Consider the following 23,144-nt stretch of genomic DNA (forward strand, 5'->3'; position numbering starts at 1 on the left):
CCATTCGTGTCGCAGAGTCTGACTGACTTCTCCGGCCTCATCAGGTCGGTCCAGAAGTCGGCCGTACATCTGGAGATGCGAGACGGGTATGGCGTCAATAACGAGACCAAGGGCTTCGCCGAGTGGAAGCAGGGGCACCGACTGAACCCGGACGACCGGGCCTCCTGGTGGCGCCCCTGGCTCGACCTCGTACAGGAGGTCACCGCCAAGGGTGTGCTGATCCGCAGGGCCCGGGTGATCTCGGAGCCCGTAAGCGACTACATCGCGTTTGAGCACTCCTTCACGTTCACCAACGTGATGGCAGGTGAACAAGTCCGCTGGCTCCCCCGCAGGCAAGCATCTGACCTTGTCCTCCCGGGGAATGACTTCTGGCTGTTTGACGGGAAGCTGGTCCAGTTCAACATCTTCGACGGGGTCGGCCGGTGGGTCCACACCGACCAGACCGAGGACCCTTCCGTAACCGCCCACTGCACGGCGGCCTTTGAAGCAGTGTGGGAGCGCGGCATCCCACACGAGAAGTACACCGTCTGAGTCACTGACCGGTCAGCTCATGCCTTCCTCCCCTCTCTCCACAGCCCAAGCGGCACGGGCAGCCGTGGCCACTCGTCTCCAAGGACTCATGAAGGACGCTGGGCTCTCAGGGCATGACCTGGCCGTCCTGTGCGGCTGGCACAGGGCCAAGTCGTCCAGGATCGCCCGAGGTATTTCCTGGCCGTCCGACGCGGATATCCGTGCGTGGTGCGCGGCCTGTGGTGCCGCTGACCAGGCGGCCGACATAATCGCTGCCTCCCGAAACGCAGAGTCCATGTACGTCGAGTGGAAGCAGATCCACCGCGACGGCATGCGCCGCGTCCACGAGAAGACAACCCCGCTCTACCAGCGGACACGCTCATTTCGCGTCTACGCGTCGAACGTCGTGCCCGGCATGCTCCAGATTGCCGGGTACACGACAGGCCTCCTCAAGGCCATCACGGCCTTCCAGGGCACCCCGGACGACGTGGCCGACGCCGTGAGGGCCCGGCAGTCCCGCTCCCGCGTACTCCGGGAGGGGGACCACCGCTTCGCGATCCTCCTCGAAGAGACGGTTCTCTACTACCGCGTCGCGGACGACGCCGCGATGCGCGCACAGCTTGAGTACCTGCTCACGGTCATGGGCCAGCCGAACCTGTCCCTCGGGATCATCCCCGCCCGCGCCCGCCGGACCGTCTGGCCCCTAGAAGCCTTCTACGCCTTTGACGACCAACAGGTAGCCGTCGAAACCCTGACAGCGGAGATCAACCTGACTGCCCCCGGGGAGATCGGAACCTACCTCCGTGCCTTCACGGACCTGTCCCGAATCGCTGCGCTCGGAGTGCCGGCCCGCGCCCTGATCACCAAGGCCATCAGCGCGCTTGAGTGAATCCGTGCAACAGCTTGCAACAACGTGGATGCCTGCCCAGAGCCCTCCCTAACGTCGTCAGCACACCCGACGAAGCGGAGAGGTGCGACATGGCAAGAACCAAGAAGGAAGAGGCCCCGGAGTCCGACCGGGACGCTTGCGAGTACGCGACCTACGCACCTGGACACACGTACTCCGCCCGCAGGCGCAAGCTCAAGCTCAAGCCGCTCGAAGTTGCGGTCCGGGGAGCCATCGAACGCGCATCGGGTGCGCCCGTCATCGTCCACCGACACGACAGGTGCCCGAAGACTGAGGCAGTGGCCGCCTGATGGAGATGCAGACCTGGCGGGACAGCCGAGCGAAGGCCACTGACGCCTCAGAAGCGATACGCGCCGCGCTGGCCGCCCTCGGAGTACCCGAATCGGCTTGGAGTGGCATACGCCCCACTGTCACGTACAACGGGGACGCGTACGTGCACCTCGGCATCCTCCCCGCACACGCCGTAGAGCAGATCACGGAAGCCCTCCGGCTTCCCTCAAGTCCCCGCCCCCGCCCCCCGCGCAACCAGTCCCCAACCGTCAAGAGAGAGGGAATCTCACCGTGACGACCATGCTGGAATCCCCCGTCGTCTTGCGGCGCGGGCGGGACCTCGTCAGTCCCGAGCTGTTCGAGAAGGTGTCGGAGTTCTGCGCGGAGGAGTACGGACACGAGCTGTCCACCGCGCGGCGGATCGTGGACCAGGCCCTCGCCTTCCTCAAAGTCATGGGCGACACCCGCGCGTTCGACATGACCCCGTCCGACGCCGTGGACCACGGATGGCACTCGTTCGTGCTCCACACCCAGGCTTACGCCGCGTGGTGCGACGAACAGTTCGGGTTCTTCCTCGGACACGAGCCCAAGGCCACCGTCCGCACCCGCCCTCTGATCGGTTCCGTGGTGGACCGCGTCAGGGCCGCCGGGTTCCACGTGGACGACCGCCTGTGGGGCGCGGCGAAGGACTGCAACCCGCCCGCGTGCTGCGGTGACGGCGACGGCTGCTGATCCACTCCCACTGAACGAAAACGGTCCGGGCGGAACTGAGCCGCCCGGACCACCACAGCCAAAGGCTCCCAGGATGAGCAGCACTGACGAGGGCCTCACCGGAAGCAGTCGGGTCACCGTATTCGCCATGTTCGGCACGGTGTTCGGCTACGCCACCCACCACCTTGACGAACGACGGATCGGAGACGTGGCCATCGTCGGCCCGCTGACCCCCGGAGTCGAATGGGGACGCCTCTGGCAGATGGCCCGCAACTGCGAACGGACCACGGCCGGGGAGAAGGAACTGGCCCGATGGGTACTCGCCCAAGCGACCCGGGCATTCGTGTGCGGCAGCGATCGCATCGCACAATTCCAACAACGGGGATGGAAACTGGAGCCCGGCGGCAGACGCGTACGGTTCGACACGACATACGCCAACCGTGACCAGCTCTGGACGGGAAACCTGACCGTCGAGGGACTCACCCCGGATCAGCTGGCGGAGCGTCCCACGTTCTACAGCGCCTGAACACGTGGCTCGTGGGCCGGAACGCGGGAAATCCCCGCGCCTTTCGGGTACGGGGATTTCACCTGCGGTCGAACCGGACCGGAAGCCGTCTACAGCGGCCAAGGTGGTTCATGCGTCGAGTGGCCCCCCGACCACACCCCCACCCCCGCCCCCGGCACCGGCACCGGCCGGGACAGCAAGAACCCGACCGGGCCGACCTGGATGGCCTCCCCCCCTCGGCGTTCGCCAGCCTAGTGACACTCGCCCGTTCCGCCGAGATCAGACACCCGCACAACACCCCGAGCCCCGCCGTTCCCCATTCCCTGGAACGGTAGGGCTCGGGCGTGCGGTCACCATGAGGGAGGGAAGCGGTACGACAAGACCGCACGATCTACCTGGCCAGACTCCACAAACCTCCTGGTGCAGGGCTACAACACGACGGACGCCGAGACGGCCGGTCTGGACGTTCCGGCCGGTGAGACCGTGGCCCGCATCCCCGCAGAGATCATCGAGAGGTACGCGCGTGAATATCTCGCCCGCTGAGTTCGAGAAACTTTTCTCCACCTTCCGCCGGGAAGCCTTCCGGCTGGAGACCTTGGACGACTACAGCGGATCATCAGACGCGGAGATGATCCGCGCGTTCCTGGCCAGTGAGCCTCAGCCGGACAACTACAACCAGGAATGGTCCGACGAGGTATGTGGGAACATTGACACGGGAAAGCGCATGTATCGCGTCCACATCATTTCGCGACCCATGACGGACTATCTTCGGTTCGAACTTGGATGGGGATACCAGAAGAACGCCAAGGCTGGTGAAGAGTTCTTCATCCTGGACACCACGAATCAACCGAACCCGCTCGAAGGTGTTCCGGACTTCTGGATGTTCGATGAATCGTCCGTCGTCTCCATGAACTATGCCGAGGGCGGCAAATTCCTCGGCGCGGAATCCCACACCAGTCCTGCTGAATGGCTGGAACGGCGAGACACGGCCCTGAGCCGGGCGGTACCTTTTGCTGACTGGTGGGAGCAGTACGGGGAAGCGTAAACGGAACAGACCTGGGCAGAGCGCTGCGGGAATTGCGAGTAGCCAGTGGTTCAAGGTGGTTGATGCGTCGAGTGGTCCCCCGATCACGCGTCTGCCACCGGCGTCGTCCCCGTCCGGGACAGCAAGAACCCGACCGGGCCGACCCTGATGGCCTCCCCCCTCCGCGTTCGCCGGCCTGATGACACTCGCCCGTTTCCGCCAAGATCTAGACACCCGCACAACACCCCGAGCCCCGCCGTTCCCCATTCCCTGGAACGGTAGGGCTCGGGCGTGTCCGACGCCCCCCGGCCGGTGGCGGCTCAGTGGTTACGGGGGAACCCCAGGTCCACGCCCGCGTGCGGCTCGGAGGGGTCGGGCCAGCGGGTGGTGATGACTTTGCCGCGGGTGTAGAAGTGGACGCCGTCGTTGCCGTAGATGTGGTGGTCGCCGAAGAGGGAGTCTTTCCAGCCGCCGAAGGAGTGGTAGCCGACGGGGACGGGGATGGGGACGTTGACCCCGACCATGCCGGCCTCGGCCTCCAGTTGGAAGCGGCGGGCGGCTCCGCCGTCGCGGGTGAAGATGGCGGTGCCGTTGCCGTAGGGGGAGGCGTTGATGAGGGCGAGGCCCGCTTCGTAGGTGGGGGCGCGGAGGACGCAGAGGACGGGGCCGAAGATCTCGTCGCGGTAGGCGTCGGAGTCGGGGGAGACGTGGTCGAGGAGGGAGATGCCGATCCAGTGGCCGCCCTCGTAGCCCTCGACGGTGTGGCCGGTGCCGTCGAGGACGACGTGGGCGCCCTGGGCGGCGGCGCCGGTGACGTAGGAGGCGACCTTGTCGCGGTGGGCGCGGGTGATGAGGGGGCCCATCTCGGAGGAGGGGTCGTCACCGGGGCCGATGCGGATCTTTTCGGCGCGTTCGCGGATCTTGTCGACCAGTTGGTCGGCGACGGAGTCCAGGGCGACGACGGCGGAGATCGCCATGCAGCGCTCGCCCGCGGATCCGTAGGCGGCCGAGACCGCGGCGTCCGCGGCGGCGTCGAGGTCGGCGTCGGGGAGGACGAGCATGTGGTTCTTGGCGCCGCCGAGGGCCTGGACGCGCTTGCCGTGGGCGGAGGCGGTGGTGTGGATGTGGCGGGCGATCGGGGTGGAGCCGACGAAGGAGACGGCGGCGACGTCCGGGTGTTCGAGCAGGGCGTCGACCGCGGTCTTGTCGCCGTGGACCACATTGAGCACGCCGTCCGGCAGGCCGGCCTCGGCGGCCAGCTCGGCCAGGAGGTTGGCGGCGGAGGGGTCCTTCTCGCTGGGCTTGAGGACGAAGGTGTTCCCGCAGGCGATCGCCAGGGGGAACATCCACATCGGGACCATCGCGGGGAAGTTGAAGGGGGTGATGCCCGCGACCACGCCCAGCGGCCGGCGGATCGAGGCGACGTCCACCCGGCCGGAGACCTCGGTGGACAGCTCGCCCTTGAGCGCGGTGGTGATCCCGCAGGCCAGCTCGACGATCTCCAGGCCGCGCGCGACCTCGCCGAGGGCGTCGGCGTGCACCTTGCCGTGCTCGGCGGTGATCAGCGCCGCGATGTCGTCCCGGCGGGCGTCCAGCAGGGCCCGGTAGCGGAAGAGGACGGCGGTGCGCCGGGCGAGCGAGGAGGTCCCCCACTCGGCGTACGCCTCCTTCGCGACGGCGACGGCGGCGGCGACCTCCTCGGCGGAGGCCAGCGCCACCCGGGTGGTGATCTCTCCGGTCGCCGGGTCGGTGACCGGCCCCCAGTTCCCGGACGCGCCCTCGACGGCCCTGCCGCCGATCCAGTGGTTGACGGTCTTCGTCATGACGGAAGGCTCCTCATCTTCGGGTCTCACAGTGGGCGGCGGCGGGCCGCGACCCGGCGCTCGTACTCCTCGCGGGCGGCCACGGCGGCCGGACGGGTCGCGACCTCCGCCACCGGGACGTCCCACCAGGCCTGGGCCGGGGGCGCGCCCGCCGAGGGATCCGCCGGGGCGGTCTCGACGTAGACGCCGGTGGGGACCTCGGAGGCGCGGGCCTCGGCGAGGGCCTCGCGCAGCTCGCCCACGGAGGCGGCGCGCAGGACGCGCAGACCGAGCGAGGCGGCGTTGGCGGCGAGGTCGACCGGGAGCGGATCGCCGGTGTACGCGCCGTCGGGGGCGCGGTAGCGGTAGGCGGTGCCGAAGCGCTCGCCGCCGACGGACTCGGAGAGACCGCCGATCGAGGCGTAGCCGTGGTTCTGGACGATCACCACCTTGATGGGGATGTTCTCCTGGACGGCGGTGACGATCTCGGTGGGGTTCATCAGATAGGTGCCGTCGCCGACGAGCGCCCAGACGGGCCGGCCGGGCGCGGCCATCCGCACCCCGACGGCCGCCGGGATCTCGTATCCCATGCAGGAGTAGCCGTATTCGACGTGGTACTGGTCGGCCGAGCGGGCGCGCCACAGCTTGTGGAGGTCGCCGGGGAGCGAGCCCGCCGCGTTGATCACGATGTCCTCGCCGGTGACGAGGGAGTCGAGGACGCCCAGCACCTGCGGCTGGGTGGGCCGGGCGGCCGGGTCGTCCGCCGCGTACGCCCGGTCGACGAGCCGCTCCCAGCGCTCCTTGCCCGCCCGGTACCCGGCCTCGTACGAGGGGGGTACGCGCGGTACGCCCTCAGGGACGGCGGCGGTCAGCTCGGTGAGGGCGGCGCGGGCGTCGGCGAGGACGGAGAGCCCGGCCATCTTGTGGGCGTCGAACGAGGCGATGTTGATGTTGATGAAGCGGACTTCGGGGTTCTGGAAGAGGGTGGCGGAGGCGGTGGTGAAGTCCGACCAGCGGGTGCCGACGCCGATCACCAGATCGGCCGTACGGGCGAGTTCGTCGGCGGTGGCGGTGCCGGTGTGGCCGATGCCGCCGACGTCGCAGGGGTGGTCGTGGGGCAGGGAGCCCTTGCCCACCTGGGTGGAGGCGACGGGGACGCCGGTCGCGTCGGCGAGGGCGCGCAGCGCGTCCTCGGCCTCGCTGTGGTGGACGCCGCCGCCCGCGACGATCAGCGGCCGGCGCGCGGCGGCCAGCGCCCGGCGGGTCTCGCCGAGCGCCCGGAGGTCGGGGCGGGGGCGGTCGACCCGCCAGATCCGCTCGGCGAAGAACTCCTCGGGCCAGTCGTACGCCTCGGTCTGGACGTCCTGGGGCAGTGCGAGGGTCACCGCGCCGGTCTCGGCAGGGTCGGTGAGCGTGCGCATCGCCTGGAGCGCGGCGGGGATCAGCGCCTCGGGGCGGGTCACCCGGTCGAAGTAGCGGGAGACCGGGCGGAGTGCGTCGTTGACGGAGACATCGCCCGCGTGGGGAAGTTCGAGCTGCTGGAGTACGGGGTCGGCGGGGCGGGTGGCGAAGACGTCGCCGGGGAGGAGCAGCACGGGCAGCCGGTTGACGGTGGCGAGGGCCGCGCCGGTGACGAGATTGGTCGCGCCGGGGCCGATGGAGGTGGTCACGGCGTGCGTGGAGAGTCTGCGGCGCTGGCGGGCGTAGCCGACGGCGGCGTGGACCATGGCCTGTTCGTTGCGGCCCTGGAGGTACGGGAGCGTCGGGGCCCCGGAGGCGGGTCGCGGGGTGCCGGCGGGGGCCGGGGGGAGGCCGGGGCGGGGGCCGGGGCGGTCGGGGCGGGGGCCCGCGCCGGACTCCAGGAGGGCCTGGCCGATGCCGGCCACATTGCCGTGGCCGAAGATCCCCCAGGCGGCGGTGATCAGCCGTTGGCGGTGGCCGTCCCGCTCGGTGTGCTGGCGGGCGAGGAAGGCGACCAGGGCCTGGGCGACGGTGAGCCGGCGGGTGCTCATCGGCGGTCCTCCCCGGGAGCGGCGGCCGGGCGGAGCGGCAGCCGGGGGTCGACCGGCTGTCCGGGCCAGGTGTCGCGGATCCAGCCGTGCTCCGGGTGGTCGCTGATCAGCCACTCCCGGGTGTCGCCCGGACCGGCCATCACATTGAGGTAGTACATGGCGCGGCCGGGCGGGGCGATGGAGGGGCCGTGCCAGCCGTCGGGGACGAGGACGGCGTCCCCGGTGCGCACCTCGGCGAGCACATCGGCCCCGCCGGGACGGGAGGGGGAGACCCGGTGGTAGCCGACGCCGTCGCCCTCGATCTCGAAGTAGTAGATCTCCTCCAGCTCGGACTCGACGCCGGGCCGGCGCAGGTCGTGCTTGTGCGGCGGGTAGGAGGACCAGTTCCCGCCGGGGGTGAGGACCTCGACGGCGATGAGCCGGTCGCAGTCGAAGGCGTCGGCGGCGGCGAAGTTGTTGACCTGGCGCGAGCAGTCGCCGGAGCCGCGCAGTTCGACGGATACCTCCGGCGCGGGGCCGTAGCGAGCGGGGAGTCGTCGCTCGCACTTCGCTCCTGCCAGGGCGAAGCGGCCTCCCGCGCCGGAGGCGATCTGTGCCTGGGCGTCTCGGGGGAGATAGGCGAAGTCGGTGACGTGGCCGAATACGCTCTCCCTGCCCAGGAGTTCGAAAGTCGCGTCGGGTGTGGTGACGACGCAGCCGCCGCTGAGCGGCAGCACGATCCACTCGCTGTCGCCGGTGGCCAGCGCGTGGGACTCGCCGGGGGCCAGCTCCAGCACCCGGAGGGCGGAGTGGGTCCAGCCGGCCCGCCGGGGGTCGATGCTGAGGGTGTACGGGTCTGTCGCCGCGGTGCCGGCCCGCACATGCAGACGGCGGGGGCCGTCGTCGGCCGGGTGACGCGTTTCGTCGGTGCTCATGACCTCTCCGTATACCCCTGTGCCCGTTCCCGGTGGTCCGGCGCGGCGGTGTGCCGGTCCTCCGCCCCGGTGAATCCCTTGTCCCTACAGCAGCCCCACGGCCGTGTCGACCGCGCCGGCGACATCGCCGCCGGGCGGGTAGAGCAGCGAGCGGCCCACCACCAGCCCCTGGACGGTGGGGAGTTGCAGGGCGCTCCGCCATTTCTCATATGCCCCGTGCTGATCGTCCCCGATCTCTCCGCCGAGAATCACGGCGGGGAGGGTGGAGGTCTCCATCACGGCCGCCATGTCGTCCGGGTTCTCGGTGACGGGGACCTTCAGCCAGGTGTAGGCGGAGGTGCCGGCCAGTCCGGAGGCGATGGCGATGGAGCGGGTGACGGCCTCGGCGCGGAGGTCGTTGCGGAGGCGGCCGTCGATCCGGTGGCAGATGAACGGCTCGACGAAGACGGGGAGCCGGCGCTCGGCCATCTCGTCCACGGCGCGGGCGGTGGAGTGGAGGGTGTCGAGCGAGCCCGGGTCCTGGTAGTCGATGCGCAGGAGCAGTTTGCCCGCGTCGAAGCCGAGGCGGGCGAGATCCTGGGCGCGGTGGCCGGTGAAGCGGTCGTCCAGCTCGAAGGAGGCGCCCGCGAGGCCGCCCCGGTTCATGGAGCCCACGACGATCTTGTCGTCGAGCGCGCCGAGGAGGAGGAGATCGTCCAGGATGTCGGCGGTGGCGAGGACGCCGTCGACGCCGGGGCGGGAGAGCGCGAGGCAGAGCCGTTCGAGGAGGTCGAGGCGGTTGGCCATGGCGAGACGGCTGTCGCCGACGGCGAGCGCGCCGCGGCCGGGGTGGTCGGCGGCGACGATCATCAGCCGTCCGCTCTCGCCGATGAGACCGGGCCGCCGTCTGCGGCGGCCCGCCGCCTCGGCGACGGCCTCGGGGTGGCGGCTGCGGATGCCGACCAGCTCGGCGATGTCGACCCTGGTCACGACGGCTCCCCGGGGGCGGCGGCCGTTCCGGTGCCGGCAACGGCTCCGGTGTCGGCAACGGCTCCGGCATCGGTGGCGGGGAGGGGCGGGCCGGGCGGGATCGGGCCGCCCGCGAGGACCTGGTCGACCTCCGGCGGGTACGGCATGGCGGCCGAGCAGGCGAGCCGGGAGGCGACGATCGCCCCGGCCGCGTTGGCGTACTCCATGATCCGTGACGGTTCCCAGCCCGCGAGCAGTCCGTGGCAGAGCGCCCCGCCGAAGGCGTCGCCCGCGCCGAGGCCGTTGACCACGTCGACGGGGACCGGCGGGACCTCGGCCCGGGTGCCGTCGCGGTGGAGGGCGAGGACGCCCTTGGGGCCCTGTTTGACGACGGCCAGCTCCACCCCGGCGGCGAGCAGGGCGCGCGCCGCCGCCTCCGGTTCGCGCTCGCCGGTGGCGATCTCACACTCCGCCAGATTGCCGACGGCGACGGTGGCGTGGCCGAGCGCCTGCCGGTAGTACGGCCGTGCCGTGTCGGGGTCGGGCCAGAACATCGGCCGCCAGTCGAGGTCGAAGACCGTGATCCCGGCGCGGTCGCGGTGGGCGAGCGCGGCCAGTGTGGCGCTCCGGCTGGGCTCGGCGCAGAGTCCGGTTCCGGTCATCCAGAAGACCCGGGCGGCGCGGACGGCCGGCAGATCCAGCTCGTGCTCGTGGATCTCCAGGTCGGGGGCCTTGGGCAGCCGGTAGAAGTAGAGCGGGAAGTCGTCCGGGGGGAAGATCTCGCAGAAGGTGACGGGGGTCGGGTAGGCGGGCACGGGCGTCACCCAGCGGTCGTCCACGCCGAATCCGGCCAGTGCCTCGTGGAGATACTCCCCGAAGGCGTCCTGGCCGGTACGGGTGATCAGCGCCGTGCGGCGGCCGAGCCGGGCGGCGGCCACGGCGACGTTGGAGGCCGAGCCGCCGAGGAACTTGCCGAAGGTCTCGACCCGCGCCAGGGGCACCCCGGTGCGGAGCGGATACAGGTCCACCCCGATCCGGCCCATCGTGATCACGTCGTACGGCTGAGGGTCGTACGCCTGTGTCATGTGCGTCCCTTCGGTTCGACGCCCGGCTCTCCTCAGGTCTAATGCTCTCTCCCGAGCCCTGTCAACATTTTGTCCTTACATTCGGACGAGTGCTTGACACCCCTTCGCGGCGGCCGGAAAGCTCGGGCGCATGACCTCCCCCGTCCCCTCCCCGCACCGCATCCGGGTCGGCTCGGCCCCCGACTCCTGGGGGGTGTGGTTTCCCGATGATCCGCTCCAGGTGCCCTGGCGGCGCTTCCTCGACGAGGTCGCGGAGGCCGGTTACGAGTGGATCGAGCTGGGCCCCCACGGCTATCTCCCCGGCGATCCGGCCGTGCTGGCACAGGAGACCGCCCGGCGCGGGCTGAAGGTGTCGGCGGGGACGGTCTTCACCTCTCTGCACCACGGTCCGGCCGTCTGGGAGAAGACCTGGGCGCATGTCGCGGACATCGCGGCGCTCACCCGGGCGATGGGCGCGGAGCACCTGGTCGTCATCCCCTCCTTCTGGCGGGACGACAAGACCGGCCGGGTGCTGGAGCCCCGGACGCTGACGCCCGCACAGTGGCGCGATCTGACCGCTCAGACGGAGCGGCTGGGGCATGAGGTGCGCGAGCGGTACGGGCTGAGGATCGTGGTCCATCCGCACGCGGACACGCACATCGACAGCGAGGAGAACGTCGCCCGGTTCCTCGACGCGACCGATCCCGGGCTGGTCTCGCTCTGTCTGGACACCGGTCACTACGCCTACTGCGGCGGCGACAGCGTCAAGCTGATCGAGACCTACGGGGAGCGGATCGGCTATCTCCATCTCAAGCAGGTGGACCCGGCCGTGCTCGCCGGGGTCGTCGCGGACGAGCTGCCCTTCGGGCCGGCCGTGGGGCGGGGGGTGATGTGCGAACCGCCCGCCGGGGTGCCCGACCTGGAGCCCGTGCTGAAGGCCGCCGCCGCGCTGGACGTCGATCTCTTCGCCATCGTGGAGCAGGACATGTATCCCTGTCCGCCGGAGAAGCCCTTCCCCATCGCCGAGCGGACGCGCAGGTTCCTGCGCTCTTGCGGGGTCTGAGGGGCAGGTGACGGATCCGTCATGGTTGTCGCCCGCTCATCACACGTGTCTTGATCGCGCGGGTCTTCCGTCACAGGCGTTCAACATCACCGTCCTCCCTCTGCCCGCCGGCGCCGGGCGGGCGCAGGCTCAGTGATCGCCAGCGCTCGCACGGCGGGTCTCCGGCGGTTCCCAGGCCGCCGCTGCCGCGCGCGCAGGGAGAGGTGTCGCACAGATGACAGACCTGAGGCTCTGGTCGTACAAGGACATCGCCGCTCATATCCGGGTGCAGCCCGACACCGTCCGCAGCTATCGCAAACACGGCCTCCTCCCGCCGCCCGACCGGGTGGAGGCGGGCAAGCCCTTCTGGTACGCGGAGACCATCCGCGTCTGGGTCGCGGGCCGTCCGGGGAACAGGGGCAGAAGAGACTGATCCGGTCGGCGCCGCGCGCGGTTCCGCCGTCCCCCCGGGATGGCGGAACCGCGCGCGGCGGGCTTCTCAGCCGCTCACACCCCGGCCCTGTCCCGCTCGGGCTCGGAGTCGGGCTCGGGCTCGGCGGCGGGGGCGGTGGCACCGGCGGCCGGGTCGGTGGTCCGCGCGGGACGGGGCGACTCGCCCTCGCTCAGACCGAACCGCTCGTGGAAGCGGCGCAGCGGACCGGGGGCCCACCAGGTCCAGGAGCCCATCAGCTTCATCACCGAGGGCACCAGCAGCCCGCGCACCACCATGGCGTCCATCAGCACGGCCAGCGCGATGCCCAGCCCGAGCATCTTGGTGTTGGTGACCCGCGAGGTGCCGATGGCGACCATCACCACCGCGAGGATCACGGCGGCGGCCGTGATCAGCCCGCCCGTGCGCTGGAGGCCGAAGCGCACCGCCTGGTCGTGGTCGTGGGTCCGGTCGTACTCCTCCTTGATCCGGGAGAGCAGGAAGACCCCGTAGTCCATGGAGAGGCCGAAGGCGATGCAGAACATCAGCACCGGCAGATTGGTCTCGATGTCCCCGGTGGCGGTGAAGCCCAGCACCCCGGAGAGGTTGCCGTCCTGGAAGACCCAGACCATGGCTCCGAACATGGCGGTCAGGCTCAGCGCGTTGAGCACCACGGCCTGGAGGGGTATCAGCACGCTGCCGGTGAGCAGGAAGACCAGCAGCAGGGTCGCCACCACGATGATGCCCAGCGCCAGGGGGAGCCCGTCCGCGATCGCGGACTTGGAGTCCTCCAGGGCGGCGGCCCGCCCGGTGACCGAGGTGTCGAACGGAGCCGGTGTCCCGCGCAGCTCGTGCACCAGCCGCTGCGCCCCCTCGCCCACCGCCTCGCCCTCGGGCTGCACCGTGAAGTAGGCGATCTCGCCCGGTGTCCCGGCCCCGCCGGGGGTGATGGGCCCGTCGACCCTCAGCACGCCCGGCAGGGCGGCTATTCGCTCGCGGTACTCCGTGTAGTCGGCGGGGGCGACGGGCGAGCCGCCCTCGCGCTCCACGAGCACCTCGATGCCGCCGTCGGGGCTGCCGGGGAAGCCGTCCCGGATCTGCTGCTGGACGAGGTGGGACTCGGCGGTCGAGGGGAGCTGGCGGTCGTCCGGGGTGCCGAACTTGACGCCGAGGAAGGGCAGGCCGAGCAGGAGCAGGGCGGCGATGGTGGAGAAGGCGAAGAGCGGGGCCCTGCGCATCACCAGACCCGCGAACCGCCCCCAGCCGGCCCCGCTCTCCGCCCCGTTCTCCGCCGGGCCGTCGGCGGACTCGGTCCCCTTCCCGGCCCGGGCCGCCCGGCGGCGGCCGAGGAGGCGGCGCAGGTCCAGGGCGTTGACCCGGTGGCCCAGCAGCATCAGCGCGGCGGGGAGCAGGATCAGCGCGGCGGCGGCGGCGAGGACCACCACCGCGATGCCCGCGTAGGCGAAGGAGCGCAGGAAGTACATCGGGAAGACCATCATCGCGGCCAGCGACACCGCGACCGTGAGCGCGGAGAAGAGCACGGTGCGGCCGGCTGTGCGCAGCGTGGTCCCCACCGCGTCGCGGACCTCGGCCCCCGCCGCCAGCTCCTCGCGGAATCTGCGCACGATGAACAGGGCGTAGTCGATGGCGAGTCCGAGGCCGAGCGCGGTGGTGAGGTTCATCGCGAAGACGGACACCTCGGTCACCTCGGTGAGGCCGCGCAGCACCGCGTTGGTCCCCAGGATGGCGACGATGCCGACGCCCAGCGGCAGGATCGCCGCGACCGCGCTGCCGAAGACCATGACCAGCAGGATCAGCGTCACCGGCAGGGCTATCAGCTCGGCCAGCAGCAGGTCCTCCATGACGATGCTCGTCATCTCGTACTGCACGGCGACCGGGCCGCCGATCGTGACCTCCACCGGGCCGTGGGTCCCCCGGTAGTCGGGCGCGATGCGCTCCAGCACCTCGTGGGTCGTCTTCTCGTCGCCCTGGACGCGGGCGGCTATCAGCGCCTGCCGGCCGTCCTCGGAGCGCAGCGCGGGGGTGGGCGTGCCCCAGTACGACCCGACGCCGGTGACGCCCTTCTCGGCGGCGAGCCGCTCCGCGAGCCGACGGCCCTCGGCCGCGACCTCGGGGCTGTCCACCCCGGCCCGCCCGACGCCGTCCCCCGCGTCGACGAGGAGGAGCAGATTGGGCTGGGAGGCGGGGAACTCCCGCTGAAGCGCCTCGGTCGCGTAGGTGGACTCGGCGGCCGGGTCCGTCCAGCCGCCGCTGCCCATGCGGTCGGCGACCCCGCTGCCCGCGAACACGGCGAGCGCCGTGATCACCAGGGCCACGAGCAGGGAGAGCCTGGGGCGCGCGGTGACCAGGCGCGTCCAGCCTCCGGTCCGGCCCGGGGGCTTCGGCGGGCTGTTGACTTCGGACATGGTGCGGTGTCCCCATTCACCGTGGCCCACGCGCGGGCTTCCGCTCAGGCAGCATGGGTCGGCCATTGCCATAGACTTGGCAAACACGAGCGATCGCTCGCATTAACCAAGAATGCGAGCGAGCACTCGTGTTTGTCAACCGCGCCAGGAAGCTGGGGACTTCAGTGCCGGAGCCGACCGCACACCACCCCTCCGGACAGCCCCGGCAGCACCGACACCCGGACACCCCGGACCACCCGAACGCCCGGACCGCCCGGGCCCGGAGCAGCGCACGCGACGAGGAAGCACCCATGACCGAGAAAGCGCCCACCCCCGAACCGGCCCCCGAGGAGACGGTGTCCGCCAGGCCGCGCCGCCGCCAGGCGCGCGGGGAACGCCGGATCGCCCAGCTCCTGGACGCCGCCGCGAACGTCTTCACCGCCACCGGCTACACCGCGGCCAGCACCAACGCGATCGCCCGCGAGGCGGGCGTCTCCCCCGGCACGCTCTACCAGTTCTTCCCGAACAAGGAGGCCATCGCCATAGAGCTGGGCGGCCGGCTCCTGGAGCGGTGGCGCGAGTCCCACGGGACGGCCCTGATCGCCGCCGAACTCGATCTGCCACTGGAAGAGCTGCTGGACTCGGTGCTCGATCCGCTCTTCGTGTTCAACTACGAGAATCCGGCCTTCGCGGTGCTGATCCACGGCCCCGACGCCCCCGGCCAGATCACCCAGGAGTTCCAGGCGATCCACGAGGGGCTGCTCACCCGGATCGAGGAGATCCTCGGCGGCTATCTGCCGGACACCCCGCCCGCCGAGCTGTCCCGCGTCGCGAACACCACGTTCACCATCTTCAAGGCCGGGCTCGATCTCGCCCTGGCCCACCAGGGCGAGGAACGGCAGGGCTATGTGCGGGAGATCAAGAAGGTGCTCTTCCGCTATCTGGAGCCGCTCTTCCCGGAGGACGCCGAGGGCAATTGCGCCGTCGCGCGGGCACGCGCCGCCGGCGGACCGGGGCAGGACACACCGAAGAGCCCTCTTGATACCCCCTAGGGGTATTGTATAGTCGGTATCACAGAGCCCCGGGCGTCCCGGAGGCCTCTGGCACGCCAGATGTGCGCCGCTGCGGCGCGCCTCACCTGCCCCGCGAGGAGATCGCCATGACCGCGAAGACCGAGATCGAGATCACCGAGACCGCCCCCGCCGCCGGCTGCTGCGGCGGCGGCTCCTGTGGCGGCGGCTCGGCCGAGGCCGCGCCCGAGGCGGGCGTCACCACCGTCTACGAGGTCTCCGGGATGACCTGCGGCCACTGCGAGGGCTCGATCTCGTCCGAGGTCTCCACGATCCCCGGCGTGACCTCGGTGACCGCCGTCGCCGCGACCGGCCGGGTGACCGTGGTCTCCGAGGCCCCGCTGGACGAGGCGGCCGTGCGCGCCGCCGTCGACGAGGCCGGCTACGAACTGGTCGGCCAGGCCGCCTGACCCGCCTCCGCACCCGGCGAGCCGGGTCGCGCCCGACCGTTCGGAACCGGTCTCGCGCGGCCCGGCTTCACGCATGGGCCGCGGAACCCCCGCGGCGGGGCCCCGGGGACGTGACCTGTCTCGCACGGCGGACTCCCGACACCCCCACGAGGAATCTTTTCCAGCCGTTCTACGAGGACGGCTCAACCACAGCACTTGCGGCATCGCCCCTGATCAACGGCATGATCGCCAGATTAACCATGGCCTTTTCGTCCATTTTTGCGGGGACGGACGGCCAGCACCCGCCACCTCCGGCGGGGCTACATGTGACGCACAAGACCTTCACAAAGAGACCTAGATCACAGATATTTGGGGGTAACCATTCGGGCTCCCCGCGAGTCTTAGTGGCTGATGCCGGGACGTCTTGGGGGACGTCCGTGGAATGTCTTGGGGGACGTTCCAAAGGCAAGCGTTGGCCGGGGCACGTGCCCGGGGAGCTTTGAGCGGCCCTCCCGTGCGTACGTACCCCGGCAGACCGCGTGAGAAGCTTGCGGCGCAACAGACGCCCGGCCGGATCCCGTGGGGGGAATCCGCTCCGGGGATATGGAAAGCGCCCCGCGCGCCGACCCGTGGGGGGATCGGTGGCGGGGCGCTTTCGTCGTCTGCGGGGCGCTGCGGGCCCGGTGGGTGTTCCGGGGCCCGGCGGGCGATGCCCGCCCGGCACAGGGCCGTACACAGGCCCCCGGAGGCCGAAGCCTCCGGTGGCCTCGGGGAGGCGGGCTCAGCGAGCCTCGACCGGGATGAAGTCGCGCTCGACGACACCCGTGTAGATCTGGCGCGGACGGCCGATGCGGGAACCCGGCTCCTTGATCATCTCGTGCCACTGGGCGATCCAGCCGGGGAGCCGGCCGAGCGCGAAGAGCACGGTGAACATCTCGGTCGGGAAGCCCATGGCGCGGTAGATCAGGCCCGTGTAGAAGTCGACGTTCGGGTAGAGCTTGCGCTCCACGAAGTAGTCGTCGGACAGGGCGTGCTCTTCCAGCTTCAGCGCGATGTCGAGCAGCTCGTCGGACTTGCCGAGAGCCGAGAGGACGTCGTGCGCCGCGGCCTTGATGATCTGGGCCCGGGGGTCGAAGTTCTTGTAGACCCGGTGGCCGAAGCCCATCAGCCGGACGCCGTCCTCCTTGTTCTTCACCTTGCGGATGAAGGCGTCGACGTCGCCGCCGGAGTTCTGGATGCCCTCCAGCATCTCCAGCACCGACTGGTTGGCTCCGCCGTGCAGCGGGCCCCACAGCGCGGAGATGCCCGCGGAGATCGAGGCGAACATGTTCGCCTGCGAGGAGCCGACCAGACGGACGGTGGAGGTGGAACAGTTCTGCTCGTGGTCCGCGTGCAGGATCAGCAGCTTGTCGAGCGCCGCCACCACGACCGGGTCGAGGTCGTACTCCTGCGCGGGGACCGAGAAGGTCATGCGCAGGAAGTTCTCCACGTACCCGAGGTCGTTGCGCGGGTAGACGAAGGGGTGGCCGATCGACTTCTTGTAGGCGTACGCCGCGATCGTCGGCAGCTTGGCGAGCAGCCGGATCGTGGAGAGGTGCCGCTGCTTCTCGTCGAACGGATTGTGGCTGTCCTGGTAGAACGTCGACAGCGCGCTGACCACCGAGGACAGCATGGCCATCGGGTGGGCGTCGCGCGGGAATCCGTCGAAGAACCGCTTGACGTCCTCGTGCAGCAGCGTGTGCTGCGTGATCTCGCCCTTGAACGCGGACAGCTCGTCGACGGTCGGAAGCTCGCCGTTGATGAGCAGGTAGGCCACCTCAAGGAAGCTGGACCGCTCGGCCAGCTGCTCGATGGGGTATCCGCGGTAACGCAGAATCCCCTCCTCGCCGTCGAGGTAGGTGATCGCGGACTTGTAGGCGGCCGTGTTGCCGTAGCCGCTGTCCAGGGTCACCAGACCGGTCTGGGCTCGGAGCTTGCCGATGTCGAAGCCCTTGTCACCGACGGTGCTCTCAGTCACCGGGTAGGTGTGTTCACCGTCCGCGTACCGCAGTACTACAGAGTTCTCGCTCACGTCATCCCTCACCGACGTAGTGCCTCTTCTTCGAGGTGCCCTGACTGTCTCCACCATCCCCCATCCGGCTCAGGAGAGTGCACTCGGGGTCGACCGTTGGGCCCTTTGGCGGCACTCAGTGCCGCCAACCTGCTCATCCTGCCCCGTTCGCCCTGATTCCGGAAGTCGGGGTGTCATTTCCCACGCCCGGGGCGGAGCGCTTCCCCCGCCCGGCGGAGCCGGAAACCGCGCCCGGAAGCGGCCGGGAGGCCCCGCGCCGGTGCCGCCGCTCAGCCGCCCGAGAGCCGGTGGTCGAGCGCCGTGAAGCGTCTGCCTGCGGAAATCGTGCGCACCGCCTGCCCGATCGCCTTGCGCGAGCCGACCAGCACCACGAGCTTCTTGGCGCGGGTGACAGCCGTGTAGAGCAGATTGCGCTGGAGCATCATCCAGGCCCCGGTGGTGACGGGGATCACCACCGCCGGGTACTCGCTGCCCTGGGAACGGTGGATGGTGACCGCGTACGCGTGGGCCAGCTCGTCCAGCTCGTCGAAGTCGTAGGAGATCTCCTCGTCCTCGTCGGTCAGCACGGTCAGCCGCTGATCGTCCGTATTGAGCGAGGTGACGACGCCCACCGTGCCGTTGAAGACGCCGTTCTCCCCCTTCTCGTAGTTGTTGCGGATCTGGGTGACCTTGTCGCCGACACGGAAAACCCGGCCGCCCATACGCTTCTCGGCCAGGTCGGGGCGTGCGGGCGTAATCGCCTGCTGAAGCAGGCCGTTCAGCGTGCCCGCGCCCGCCGGGCCCCGGTGCATAGGGGCCAGAACCTGGATGTCTCGCCGGGGATCGAGGCCAAACTTGGCCGGAATCCTACGGGCGGCCACATCCACCGTGAGCCGTCCCGCGTCCTCCGTCTCCTCCTCGGCGAAGAAGAAGAAATCGGTGAGGCCCGTGGTGATGGGCTGTTCGCCGGAGTTGATCCGGTGGGCGTTGGTGACCACTCCCGACTGCTGGGCCTGCCGGAAGATCTTCGTCAGCCGGACGCTGGGCACCGGGCCGCCCTCGGCGAGAAGGTCGCGCAGCACCTCGCCCGCGCCCACGCTGGGCAGCTGGTCGACATCGCCCACCAGCAGCAGATGGGCCCCCGGCGCGACCGCCTTGACCAGCTTGTTGGCGAGCAGCAGATCGAGCATCGACGCCTCGTCGACCACCACCAGGTCCGCGTCGAGCGGCCGGTCCCGGTCGTAGGCCGCGTCCCCGCCGGGCCTCAGCTCCAGCAGCCGGTGGACCGTGGACGCCTCGGCCCCGGTCAGCTCGGAGAGCCGTTTGGCGGCGCGGCCGGTGGGGGCGGCGAGCACGACCTTGGCCCGCTTGGCCCGGGCCAGCTCGACCACCGACCGTACGGTGAAGGACTTTCCGCAGCCGGGGCCGCCGGTGAGCACCGCCACCCGGCTGGTGAGCGCGAGCCTGACCGCCGCCTCCTGCTCGGGTGCCAGCTCGGTGCCGGTGCGCTCGGCGAGCCAGGTCAGCGCCTTGTCCCAGGCGACGTCCTGGAAGGCCGGCAGCCGGTCGTCGGGGGCGCGCAGCAGCCGGTGCAGCTGGGCCGAGAGCGATATCTCCGCCCGGTGGAAGGGGACCAGATAGACGGCGGTGAGCGGCTCGCCGCCGTCGGGCGCGGGAACCGTCTCGCGGACCACGCCCTCCTCGTCGGCCGCCAGTTCGGCGAGGCAGTCGATGACCAGGCCGGTGTCGACCTGGAGCAGTTTCACCCCGTCCGCGATCAGCTTCTCCTCGGGGAGGAAGCAGTGTCCCTGGTCGGTGGATTGCGACAGGGCGTACTGGAGGCCCGCCTTGACGCGCTCGGGGCTGTCGTGGGGGATGCCCACGGCCTGGGCGATGCGGTCGGCGGTGAGGAAGCCGATGCCCCAGACGTCGGCGGCCAGCCGGTAGGGCTGGTTCTTCACCACGGAGATGGAGGCGTCCTCGTACTTCTTGTAGATCCGCACGGCGATGGAGGTGGAGACGCCGACGCCCTGGAGGAAGACCATGACCTCCTTGATGGCCTTCTGCTCCTCCCAGGCGGCCCCGATCAGTCTGGTGCGCTTGGGGCCGAGCCCGGGGACCTCGACCAGCCGCTTGGGCTCCCGCTCGATGACGTCGAGGGTGTCGGTGCCGAAGTGCTCGACGATCCGCTCGGCGATCCTGGGGCCGATGCCCTTGATCAGGCCGGAGCCGAGATATCTGCGGATGCCCTGGATCGTGGCGGGCAGGACCGTCGTGTAGTTCTCGACGGTGAACTGCTTGCCGTACTGCGCGTGGGAGCCCCAGCGGCCCTCCATCCGGAGGGACTCGCCGACCTGGGCCCCGAGCAGCGAGCCGACGACCGTCAGAAGATCGCCGGAGCCACGGCCGGTGTCGACCCGGGCGACCGTGTACCCGTTCTCCTCGTTGGCGTAGGTGATCCGCTCAAGGACGCCTTCGAGCACTGCCAGATTGGACATGGTCCGACGCTACCGCCGAGGTCGGACATTCCGCGCCGCCTGTGGACAACGCCCGGCCCGGGAGACAGCCGGGGAGCAAAGAGGGAGCCCGGTCGGTGCTGACCGGGCTCCTCCTTCTTCCCCCGCCCCGTCAGGTCCACGCGGTCCCCCCGAACCGTTCCCCCGTGAAGCCCTGACGAGAGTCAAGACCCGTCCGGCCGCCAAAAGGTTGCGCCGGCCGGGCGGTTGCCACGACTAGTGGGTCCCGCTCACCGTGTGGCTGCCCTCCCCCGCCGCCAGGACGCTGCCGTCCTTCGCGTACGCCACGACCCCGTACTCGAACGAACCCGTCCGCTCGGGGAGGAAGACGTAGAAGGCACCCCAGCTGGTGTCGTCCCGCAGCCGCACGACCTGTGCCGTGTGCACCTTGTCGCGCCGCTCGATCCAGACCTCGACCCGCTCCGGTTCGCTCTCCGTCCTGAAGACCCCGCTCACCAGCCGCGCTCCGTTGGGCCGGTGCTCGGTGTAGTACGGATAGAGGGTGTTGATCATCAGCATGCCGCTCGTCGCGCCGCGGGCCCGCTCCGTCTGCTCGGCGAGGTCGGCCTCGTTCTCGCCGAGGGCGTAGAAGTGCTTCCCCTCCGGCACCAGGGCCAGCAGCATCCCCCGTCCGATGTCGACGGACTCGTACGGGGCGGCCTTCCGCACGGGCGGTGCGGCCGGCCGGGCGGGCAGGGCGGAGGACGTCACCTCGGCGTCCGGCGACGCGCTGAGGGGCAGCTGCTGCTCGTCCGGGTCGCGGTTGCCGAAGACCGCCAGCACCACCACGGCCATCACCCCCGCCACCATCACCACCCCCATCCTCGTCTCGGACCGCCGCCGGCGCTCCTCGCGCCCCCGGCTCAGCACCGCGTCGACCGGGGCGTGCTCCTGCGGCGCGGCACCGGCCTCCCTGCGGAGCGCCTTCCTCAGCTCCGCCTCGACCGCCTCCACCGCCTCGGCGCGCATGCCGTCGTTCATGGACGGGCCTCCCTCGGCGCCGGCCCGACCCCCGTGCGGGCCGGCGGGAGACCCGCCCAAGCTTCTGTGACACTCAGCTGCTCGCGGAGTCTGCGCAGGGCCCGCGCGGTATGGCTGCGCACCGTCCCCACGCGTGTTCCGAGCATCCGGGCCACCTCCGTTTCGCTCCGGTCCTCCAGGTACCGGAGCACCACCACCGCCCGCTGCCTGGGCGGCAGCTCCTGGAGCACCTCGGTCAGGGCGCTCCGCTCGGCGATGCAGTCCGTACGGTCCGGAGCCTCGGCCTCCGGGAATCCGGAGGTCAGCCACTCCCGGACCCGGATCAGCCGCAGCCGGTCCGCATTGGCATTGATCATGATTCGCCAGACGTAGGCGTCCATGTCGTCGGCCCGGCGCACCCGTTCCCACTTCACATACGCCTTGGCCAGGGCGGCCTGCACCAAGTCCTCGGCGTCGTGGTGGTTTCCCGTGAGGAGGCGCGCGGTCCGCAGCATGCGCGGCCAGCGGCTGACGACGAACGCCTTGAACTCGACCTCCGCGCTCGTCTTCACTGCCGAGTCCTCACGTCAGGGCCGCTGTTCACCGTCCTCGTGTCACGCCGTCCGCACCACGGGATCCCTGGCAAGGGCGAGCCTCGTCGCTCTCATCTCTTCCTCCAGCGGTCCCGGGGGCGGTGCTCCGTCCGAACGTGTTCATCTCTCAGACGTCGTGGGGCCGTGGATCTATGTCATCTTCCGAAAATATTTTCTGAGGAATTTCCGGGAGCCTCTCTCACCCGGTGGCGAACAGGGCGGAAAAGCGGGCAATCGTCTCTTCCAGTACGCCGATTCCCTCGCGCGCCCACAGCCCTTCGTTGAACAGCTCCACCTCCACCGGCCCCCGGTACCCCGCCGAGTCCACCCGGTCCCACCAGCGGCGCAGTTCGATCGATCCGTCGCCGAGCTGTCCCCGGCCGGTCAGCGCCCCGGCCGGCAGCGGGGTGATCCAGTCGGCGAGCTGGAAGGCGTGGACACGGCCCGCCGCCCCCGCGCGGGCCAGCGCGGCGGGGGCGGTGTCGTCCCACCAGACGTGGTACGTGTCCACCGCGACGCCCACGTCCGGGGCGGGGAACCGGCCGGCGACGGAGAGCGCCTGCCCGAGGGTCGAGATCACGCAGCGGTCCGCCGCGTACATCGGGTGCAGGGGTTCGATCGCCAGCCGCACACCCCGCTCCGCCGCGTACGGGACCAGCTCCGCCAGCGCCTCCGTGACCCGCTCCCGCGCGGAGGCCAGATCCCGGCCGCCGGGCGGCAGCCCGCCGGAGACCAGGATCAGGGTGTCCGTGCCCAGGGCCGCCGCCTCCTCGATCGCGGCCCGGTTGTCGTCCAGGGCGCGCGCCCGGCCCGCCGGGTCGACGGCCGTGAGGAAGCCGCCCCGGCACAGGGTGGTGACGGCGAGCCCGGCGTCCCGCACCAGCCGGGCGGTCGCTCGCACCCCGTACGCGCGCACCGGTTCGCGCCACAGCCCGACGCCGGGGACGCCCAGCCGGGCGCAGCCGTCGACGAGTTCGGGCAGCGACAGCTGTCGTACGGTCATCTGGTTGACGCTGAGGCGC

The 23,144-nt window shown here is 70.6% G+C and carries 22 protein-coding genes and 1 pseudogene; 12 read left to right on the forward strand and 11 right to left on the reverse strand.

Annotated features, from left to right (window positions below):
• Positions 1-6 precede the first annotated feature (6 nt).
• From ABD371_RS06460 to ABD371_RS35830, 8 genes and pseudogenes are all read left to right on the forward strand, one after another.
• On the forward strand, positions 7-531 hold the full coding sequence (locus ABD371_RS06460; protein WP_344473686.1) for a DUF6879 family protein: 525 nt from the start codon (positions 7-9) through the stop codon (positions 529-531).
• A 19-nt stretch (positions 532-550) separates the two neighbouring features.
• On the forward strand, positions 551-1,399 hold the full coding sequence (locus tag ABD371_RS06465; RefSeq protein ID WP_344473688.1) for a DUF5753 domain-containing protein: 849 nt from the start codon (positions 551-553) through the stop codon (positions 1,397-1,399).
• Between the two features lie 588 nt (positions 1,400-1,987).
• Positions 1,988-2,419, forward strand: a complete 432-nt coding sequence (locus ABD371_RS06470; protein WP_344473690.1) for a glycine-rich domain-containing protein — start codon at positions 1,988-1,990, stop codon at positions 2,417-2,419.
• A gap of 73 nt (positions 2,420-2,492) precedes the next feature.
• A complete protein-coding gene (locus tag ABD371_RS06475; RefSeq protein ID WP_344473692.1) occupies positions 2,493-2,924 on the forward strand; it encodes a hypothetical protein in 432 nt (143 codons plus the stop codon).
• A gap of 30 nt (positions 2,925-2,954) precedes the next feature.
• Positions 2,955-3,158 (forward strand): DUF397 domain-containing protein, encoded by a 204-nt coding sequence (locus tag ABD371_RS06480; RefSeq protein ID WP_344474104.1) that lies wholly within the window; start codon positions 2,955-2,957, stop codon positions 3,156-3,158.
• A gap of 165 nt (positions 3,159-3,323) precedes the next feature.
• Positions 3,324-3,446: a hypothetical protein gene (locus tag ABD371_RS06485; RefSeq protein WP_344473695.1), complete on the forward strand. Its 123-nt coding sequence runs from the start codon at positions 3,324-3,326 to the stop codon at positions 3,444-3,446.
• Positions 3,427-3,948, forward strand: coding sequence for a DUF6879 family protein (locus tag ABD371_RS06490; RefSeq protein ID WP_344473697.1), 522 nt, complete (start codon positions 3,427-3,429; stop codon positions 3,946-3,948). Before ABD371_RS06485 ends, ABD371_RS06490 begins: the two co-directional genes overlap by 20 nt.
• A 102-nt stretch (positions 3,949-4,050) precedes the next feature.
• Positions 4,051-4,209: pseudogene (locus ABD371_RS35830) on the forward strand (DUF397 domain-containing protein); the annotation flags it as partial.
• Between the two features lie 38 nt (positions 4,210-4,247).
• Here ABD371_RS35830 and ABD371_RS06500 read toward each other — a convergent pair.
• From ABD371_RS06500 to iolC, 5 genes are all read right to left on the reverse strand, one after another.
• Entirely contained in the window at positions 4,248-5,750 is a 1,503-nt protein-coding gene (locus tag ABD371_RS06500) for a CoA-acylating methylmalonate-semialdehyde dehydrogenase (protein ID WP_344473699.1), read from the reverse strand.
• 26 nt (positions 5,751-5,776) lie between these two features.
• Positions 5,777-7,741 (reverse strand): 3D-(3,5/4)-trihydroxycyclohexane-1,2-dione acylhydrolase (decyclizing), encoded by a 1,965-nt coding sequence (gene iolD, locus ABD371_RS06505; RefSeq protein ID WP_344473701.1) that lies wholly within the window; start codon positions 7,739-7,741, stop codon positions 5,777-5,779.
• Complete coding sequence (iolB, locus tag ABD371_RS06510) at positions 7,738-8,655, reverse strand: 5-deoxy-glucuronate isomerase (RefSeq protein WP_344473703.1); 918 nt, start codon at positions 8,653-8,655, stop codon at positions 7,738-7,740. The genes iolD and iolB overlap by 4 nt, the downstream gene beginning before the upstream one ends.
• Before the next feature lie 84 nt (positions 8,656-8,739).
• Positions 8,740-9,624: a Cgl0159 family (beta/alpha)8-fold protein gene (locus ABD371_RS06515; protein ID WP_344473705.1), complete on the reverse strand. Its 885-nt coding sequence runs from the start codon at positions 9,622-9,624 to the stop codon at positions 8,740-8,742.
• On the reverse strand, positions 9,621-10,688 hold the full coding sequence (gene iolC, locus ABD371_RS06520; protein ID WP_344473707.1) for a 5-dehydro-2-deoxygluconokinase: 1,068 nt from the start codon (positions 10,686-10,688) through the stop codon (positions 9,621-9,623). Before iolC ends, ABD371_RS06515 begins: the two co-directional genes overlap by 4 nt.
• Before the next feature lie 130 nt (positions 10,689-10,818).
• On the opposite strand from iolC, the gene ABD371_RS06525 reads away from it, so the two are divergent.
• Together ABD371_RS06525 and ABD371_RS06530 are read left to right on the forward strand one after the other, a co-directional pair.
• On the forward strand, positions 10,819-11,730 hold the full coding sequence (locus ABD371_RS06525) for a sugar phosphate isomerase/epimerase family protein (RefSeq protein ID WP_344473709.1): 912 nt from the start codon (positions 10,819-10,821) through the stop codon (positions 11,728-11,730).
• A gap of 214 nt (positions 11,731-11,944) precedes the next feature.
• Positions 11,945-12,142, forward strand: a complete 198-nt coding sequence (locus ABD371_RS06530) for a helix-turn-helix transcriptional regulator (protein ID WP_344473710.1) — start codon at positions 11,945-11,947, stop codon at positions 12,140-12,142.
• Between the two features lie 74 nt (positions 12,143-12,216).
• Here ABD371_RS06530 and ABD371_RS06535 read toward each other — a convergent pair whose 3' ends face one another.
• Positions 12,217-14,565, reverse strand: a complete 2,349-nt coding sequence (locus ABD371_RS06535) for an MMPL family transporter (protein WP_344473712.1) — start codon at positions 14,563-14,565, stop codon at positions 12,217-12,219.
• A 290-nt stretch (positions 14,566-14,855) separates the two neighbouring features.
• On the opposite strand from ABD371_RS06535, the gene ABD371_RS06540 reads away from it, so the two are divergent.
• The gene (locus tag ABD371_RS06540; RefSeq protein ID WP_344473714.1) at positions 14,856-15,596 is read left to right on the forward strand and encodes a TetR/AcrR family transcriptional regulator; all 741 of its coding nucleotides are present in this window, start codon (positions 14,856-14,858) and stop codon (positions 15,594-15,596) included.
• A gap of 107 nt (positions 15,597-15,703) precedes the next feature.
• Positions 15,704-16,024: a heavy-metal-associated domain-containing protein gene (locus ABD371_RS06545; RefSeq protein ID WP_344473716.1), complete on the forward strand. Its 321-nt coding sequence runs from the start codon at positions 15,704-15,706 to the stop codon at positions 16,022-16,024.
• Positions 16,025-16,784: 760 nt separating this feature from the next.
• On the opposite strand, the gene ABD371_RS06550 is transcribed toward ABD371_RS06545, so the two are convergent.
• From ABD371_RS06550 to ABD371_RS06570, 5 genes are all read right to left on the reverse strand, one after another.
• Positions 16,785-18,074 carry a citrate synthase gene (locus ABD371_RS06550; protein WP_344473717.1) on the reverse strand — a complete coding sequence of 430 codons (1,290 nt, stop codon included), beginning with the start codon at positions 18,072-18,074 and terminating at the stop codon, positions 16,785-16,787.
• 269 nt (positions 18,075-18,343) lie between these two features.
• Positions 18,344-20,551, reverse strand: a complete 2,208-nt coding sequence (recD2, locus tag ABD371_RS06555; RefSeq protein WP_344473719.1) for an SF1B family DNA helicase RecD2 — start codon at positions 20,549-20,551, stop codon at positions 18,344-18,346.
• 234 nt (positions 20,552-20,785) lie between these two features.
• Positions 20,786-21,550 (reverse strand): hypothetical protein, encoded by a 765-nt coding sequence (locus ABD371_RS06560; protein WP_344473721.1) that lies wholly within the window; start codon positions 21,548-21,550, stop codon positions 20,786-20,788.
• Positions 21,547-22,101, reverse strand: coding sequence for a SigE family RNA polymerase sigma factor (locus ABD371_RS06565; RefSeq protein WP_190126356.1), 555 nt, complete (start codon positions 22,099-22,101; stop codon positions 21,547-21,549). Before ABD371_RS06565 ends, ABD371_RS06560 begins: the two co-directional genes overlap by 4 nt.
• A gap of 220 nt (positions 22,102-22,321) precedes the next feature.
• Positions 22,322-23,125: a sugar phosphate isomerase/epimerase family protein gene (locus tag ABD371_RS06570; protein WP_344473726.1), complete on the reverse strand. Its 804-nt coding sequence runs from the start codon at positions 23,123-23,125 to the stop codon at positions 22,322-22,324.
• Positions 23,126-23,144 lie beyond the last annotated feature (19 nt).

Origin of the sequence: Streptomyces amakusaensis (assembly GCF_039532665.1) — a bacterium.
In the GTDB taxonomy this organism is placed as follows: Bacteria; Actinomycetota; Actinomycetes; order Streptomycetales; family Streptomycetaceae; genus Streptomyces; species Streptomyces amakusaensis.

Excerpts from the sequence above, each read along its gene's own strand:
- ABD371_RS06465 (WP_344473688.1), top strand. The coding sequence starts at position 551 with ATGCCTTCCTCCCCTCTCTCCACAGCCCAAGCGGCACGGGCAGCCGTG.
- ABD371_RS06470 (WP_344473690.1), top strand. The coding sequence starts at position 1,988 with ATGCTGGAATCCCCCGTCGTCTTGCGGCGCGGGCGGGACCTCGTCAGT.
- ABD371_RS06475 (WP_344473692.1), top strand. The coding sequence starts at position 2,493 with ATGAGCAGCACTGACGAGGGCCTCACCGGAAGCAGTCGGGTCACCGTA.
- ABD371_RS06500 (WP_344473699.1), bottom strand. The coding sequence starts at position 5,750 with ATGACGAAGACCGTCAACCACTGGATCGGCGGCAGGGCCGTCGAGGGC.
- iolD (WP_344473701.1), bottom strand. The coding sequence starts at position 7,741 with ATGAGCACCCGCCGGCTCACCGTCGCCCAGGCCCTGGTCGCCTTCCTC.
- iolB (WP_344473703.1), bottom strand. The coding sequence starts at position 8,655 with ATGAGCACCGACGAAACGCGTCACCCGGCCGACGACGGCCCCCGCCGT.
- iolC (WP_344473707.1), bottom strand. The coding sequence starts at position 10,688 with ATGACACAGGCGTACGACCCTCAGCCGTACGACGTGATCACGATGGGC.
- ABD371_RS06525 (WP_344473709.1), top strand. The coding sequence starts at position 10,819 with ATGACCTCCCCCGTCCCCTCCCCGCACCGCATCCGGGTCGGCTCGGCC.
- ABD371_RS06530 (WP_344473710.1), top strand. The coding sequence starts at position 11,945 with ATGACAGACCTGAGGCTCTGGTCGTACAAGGACATCGCCGCTCATATC.
- ABD371_RS06535 (WP_344473712.1), bottom strand. The coding sequence starts at position 14,565 with ATGTCCGAAGTCAACAGCCCGCCGAAGCCCCCGGGCCGGACCGGAGGC.
- ABD371_RS06540 (WP_344473714.1), top strand. The coding sequence starts at position 14,856 with ATGACCGAGAAAGCGCCCACCCCCGAACCGGCCCCCGAGGAGACGGTG.
- ABD371_RS06545 (WP_344473716.1), top strand. The coding sequence starts at position 15,704 with ATGACCGCGAAGACCGAGATCGAGATCACCGAGACCGCCCCCGCCGCC.
- recD2 (WP_344473719.1), bottom strand. The coding sequence starts at position 20,551 with ATGTCCAATCTGGCAGTGCTCGAAGGCGTCCTTGAGCGGATCACCTAC.
- ABD371_RS06560 (WP_344473721.1), bottom strand. The coding sequence starts at position 21,550 with ATGAACGACGGCATGCGCGCCGAGGCGGTGGAGGCGGTCGAGGCGGAG.
- ABD371_RS06570 (WP_344473726.1), bottom strand. The coding sequence starts at position 23,125 with ATGACCGTACGACAGCTGTCGCTGCCCGAACTCGTCGACGGCTGCGCC.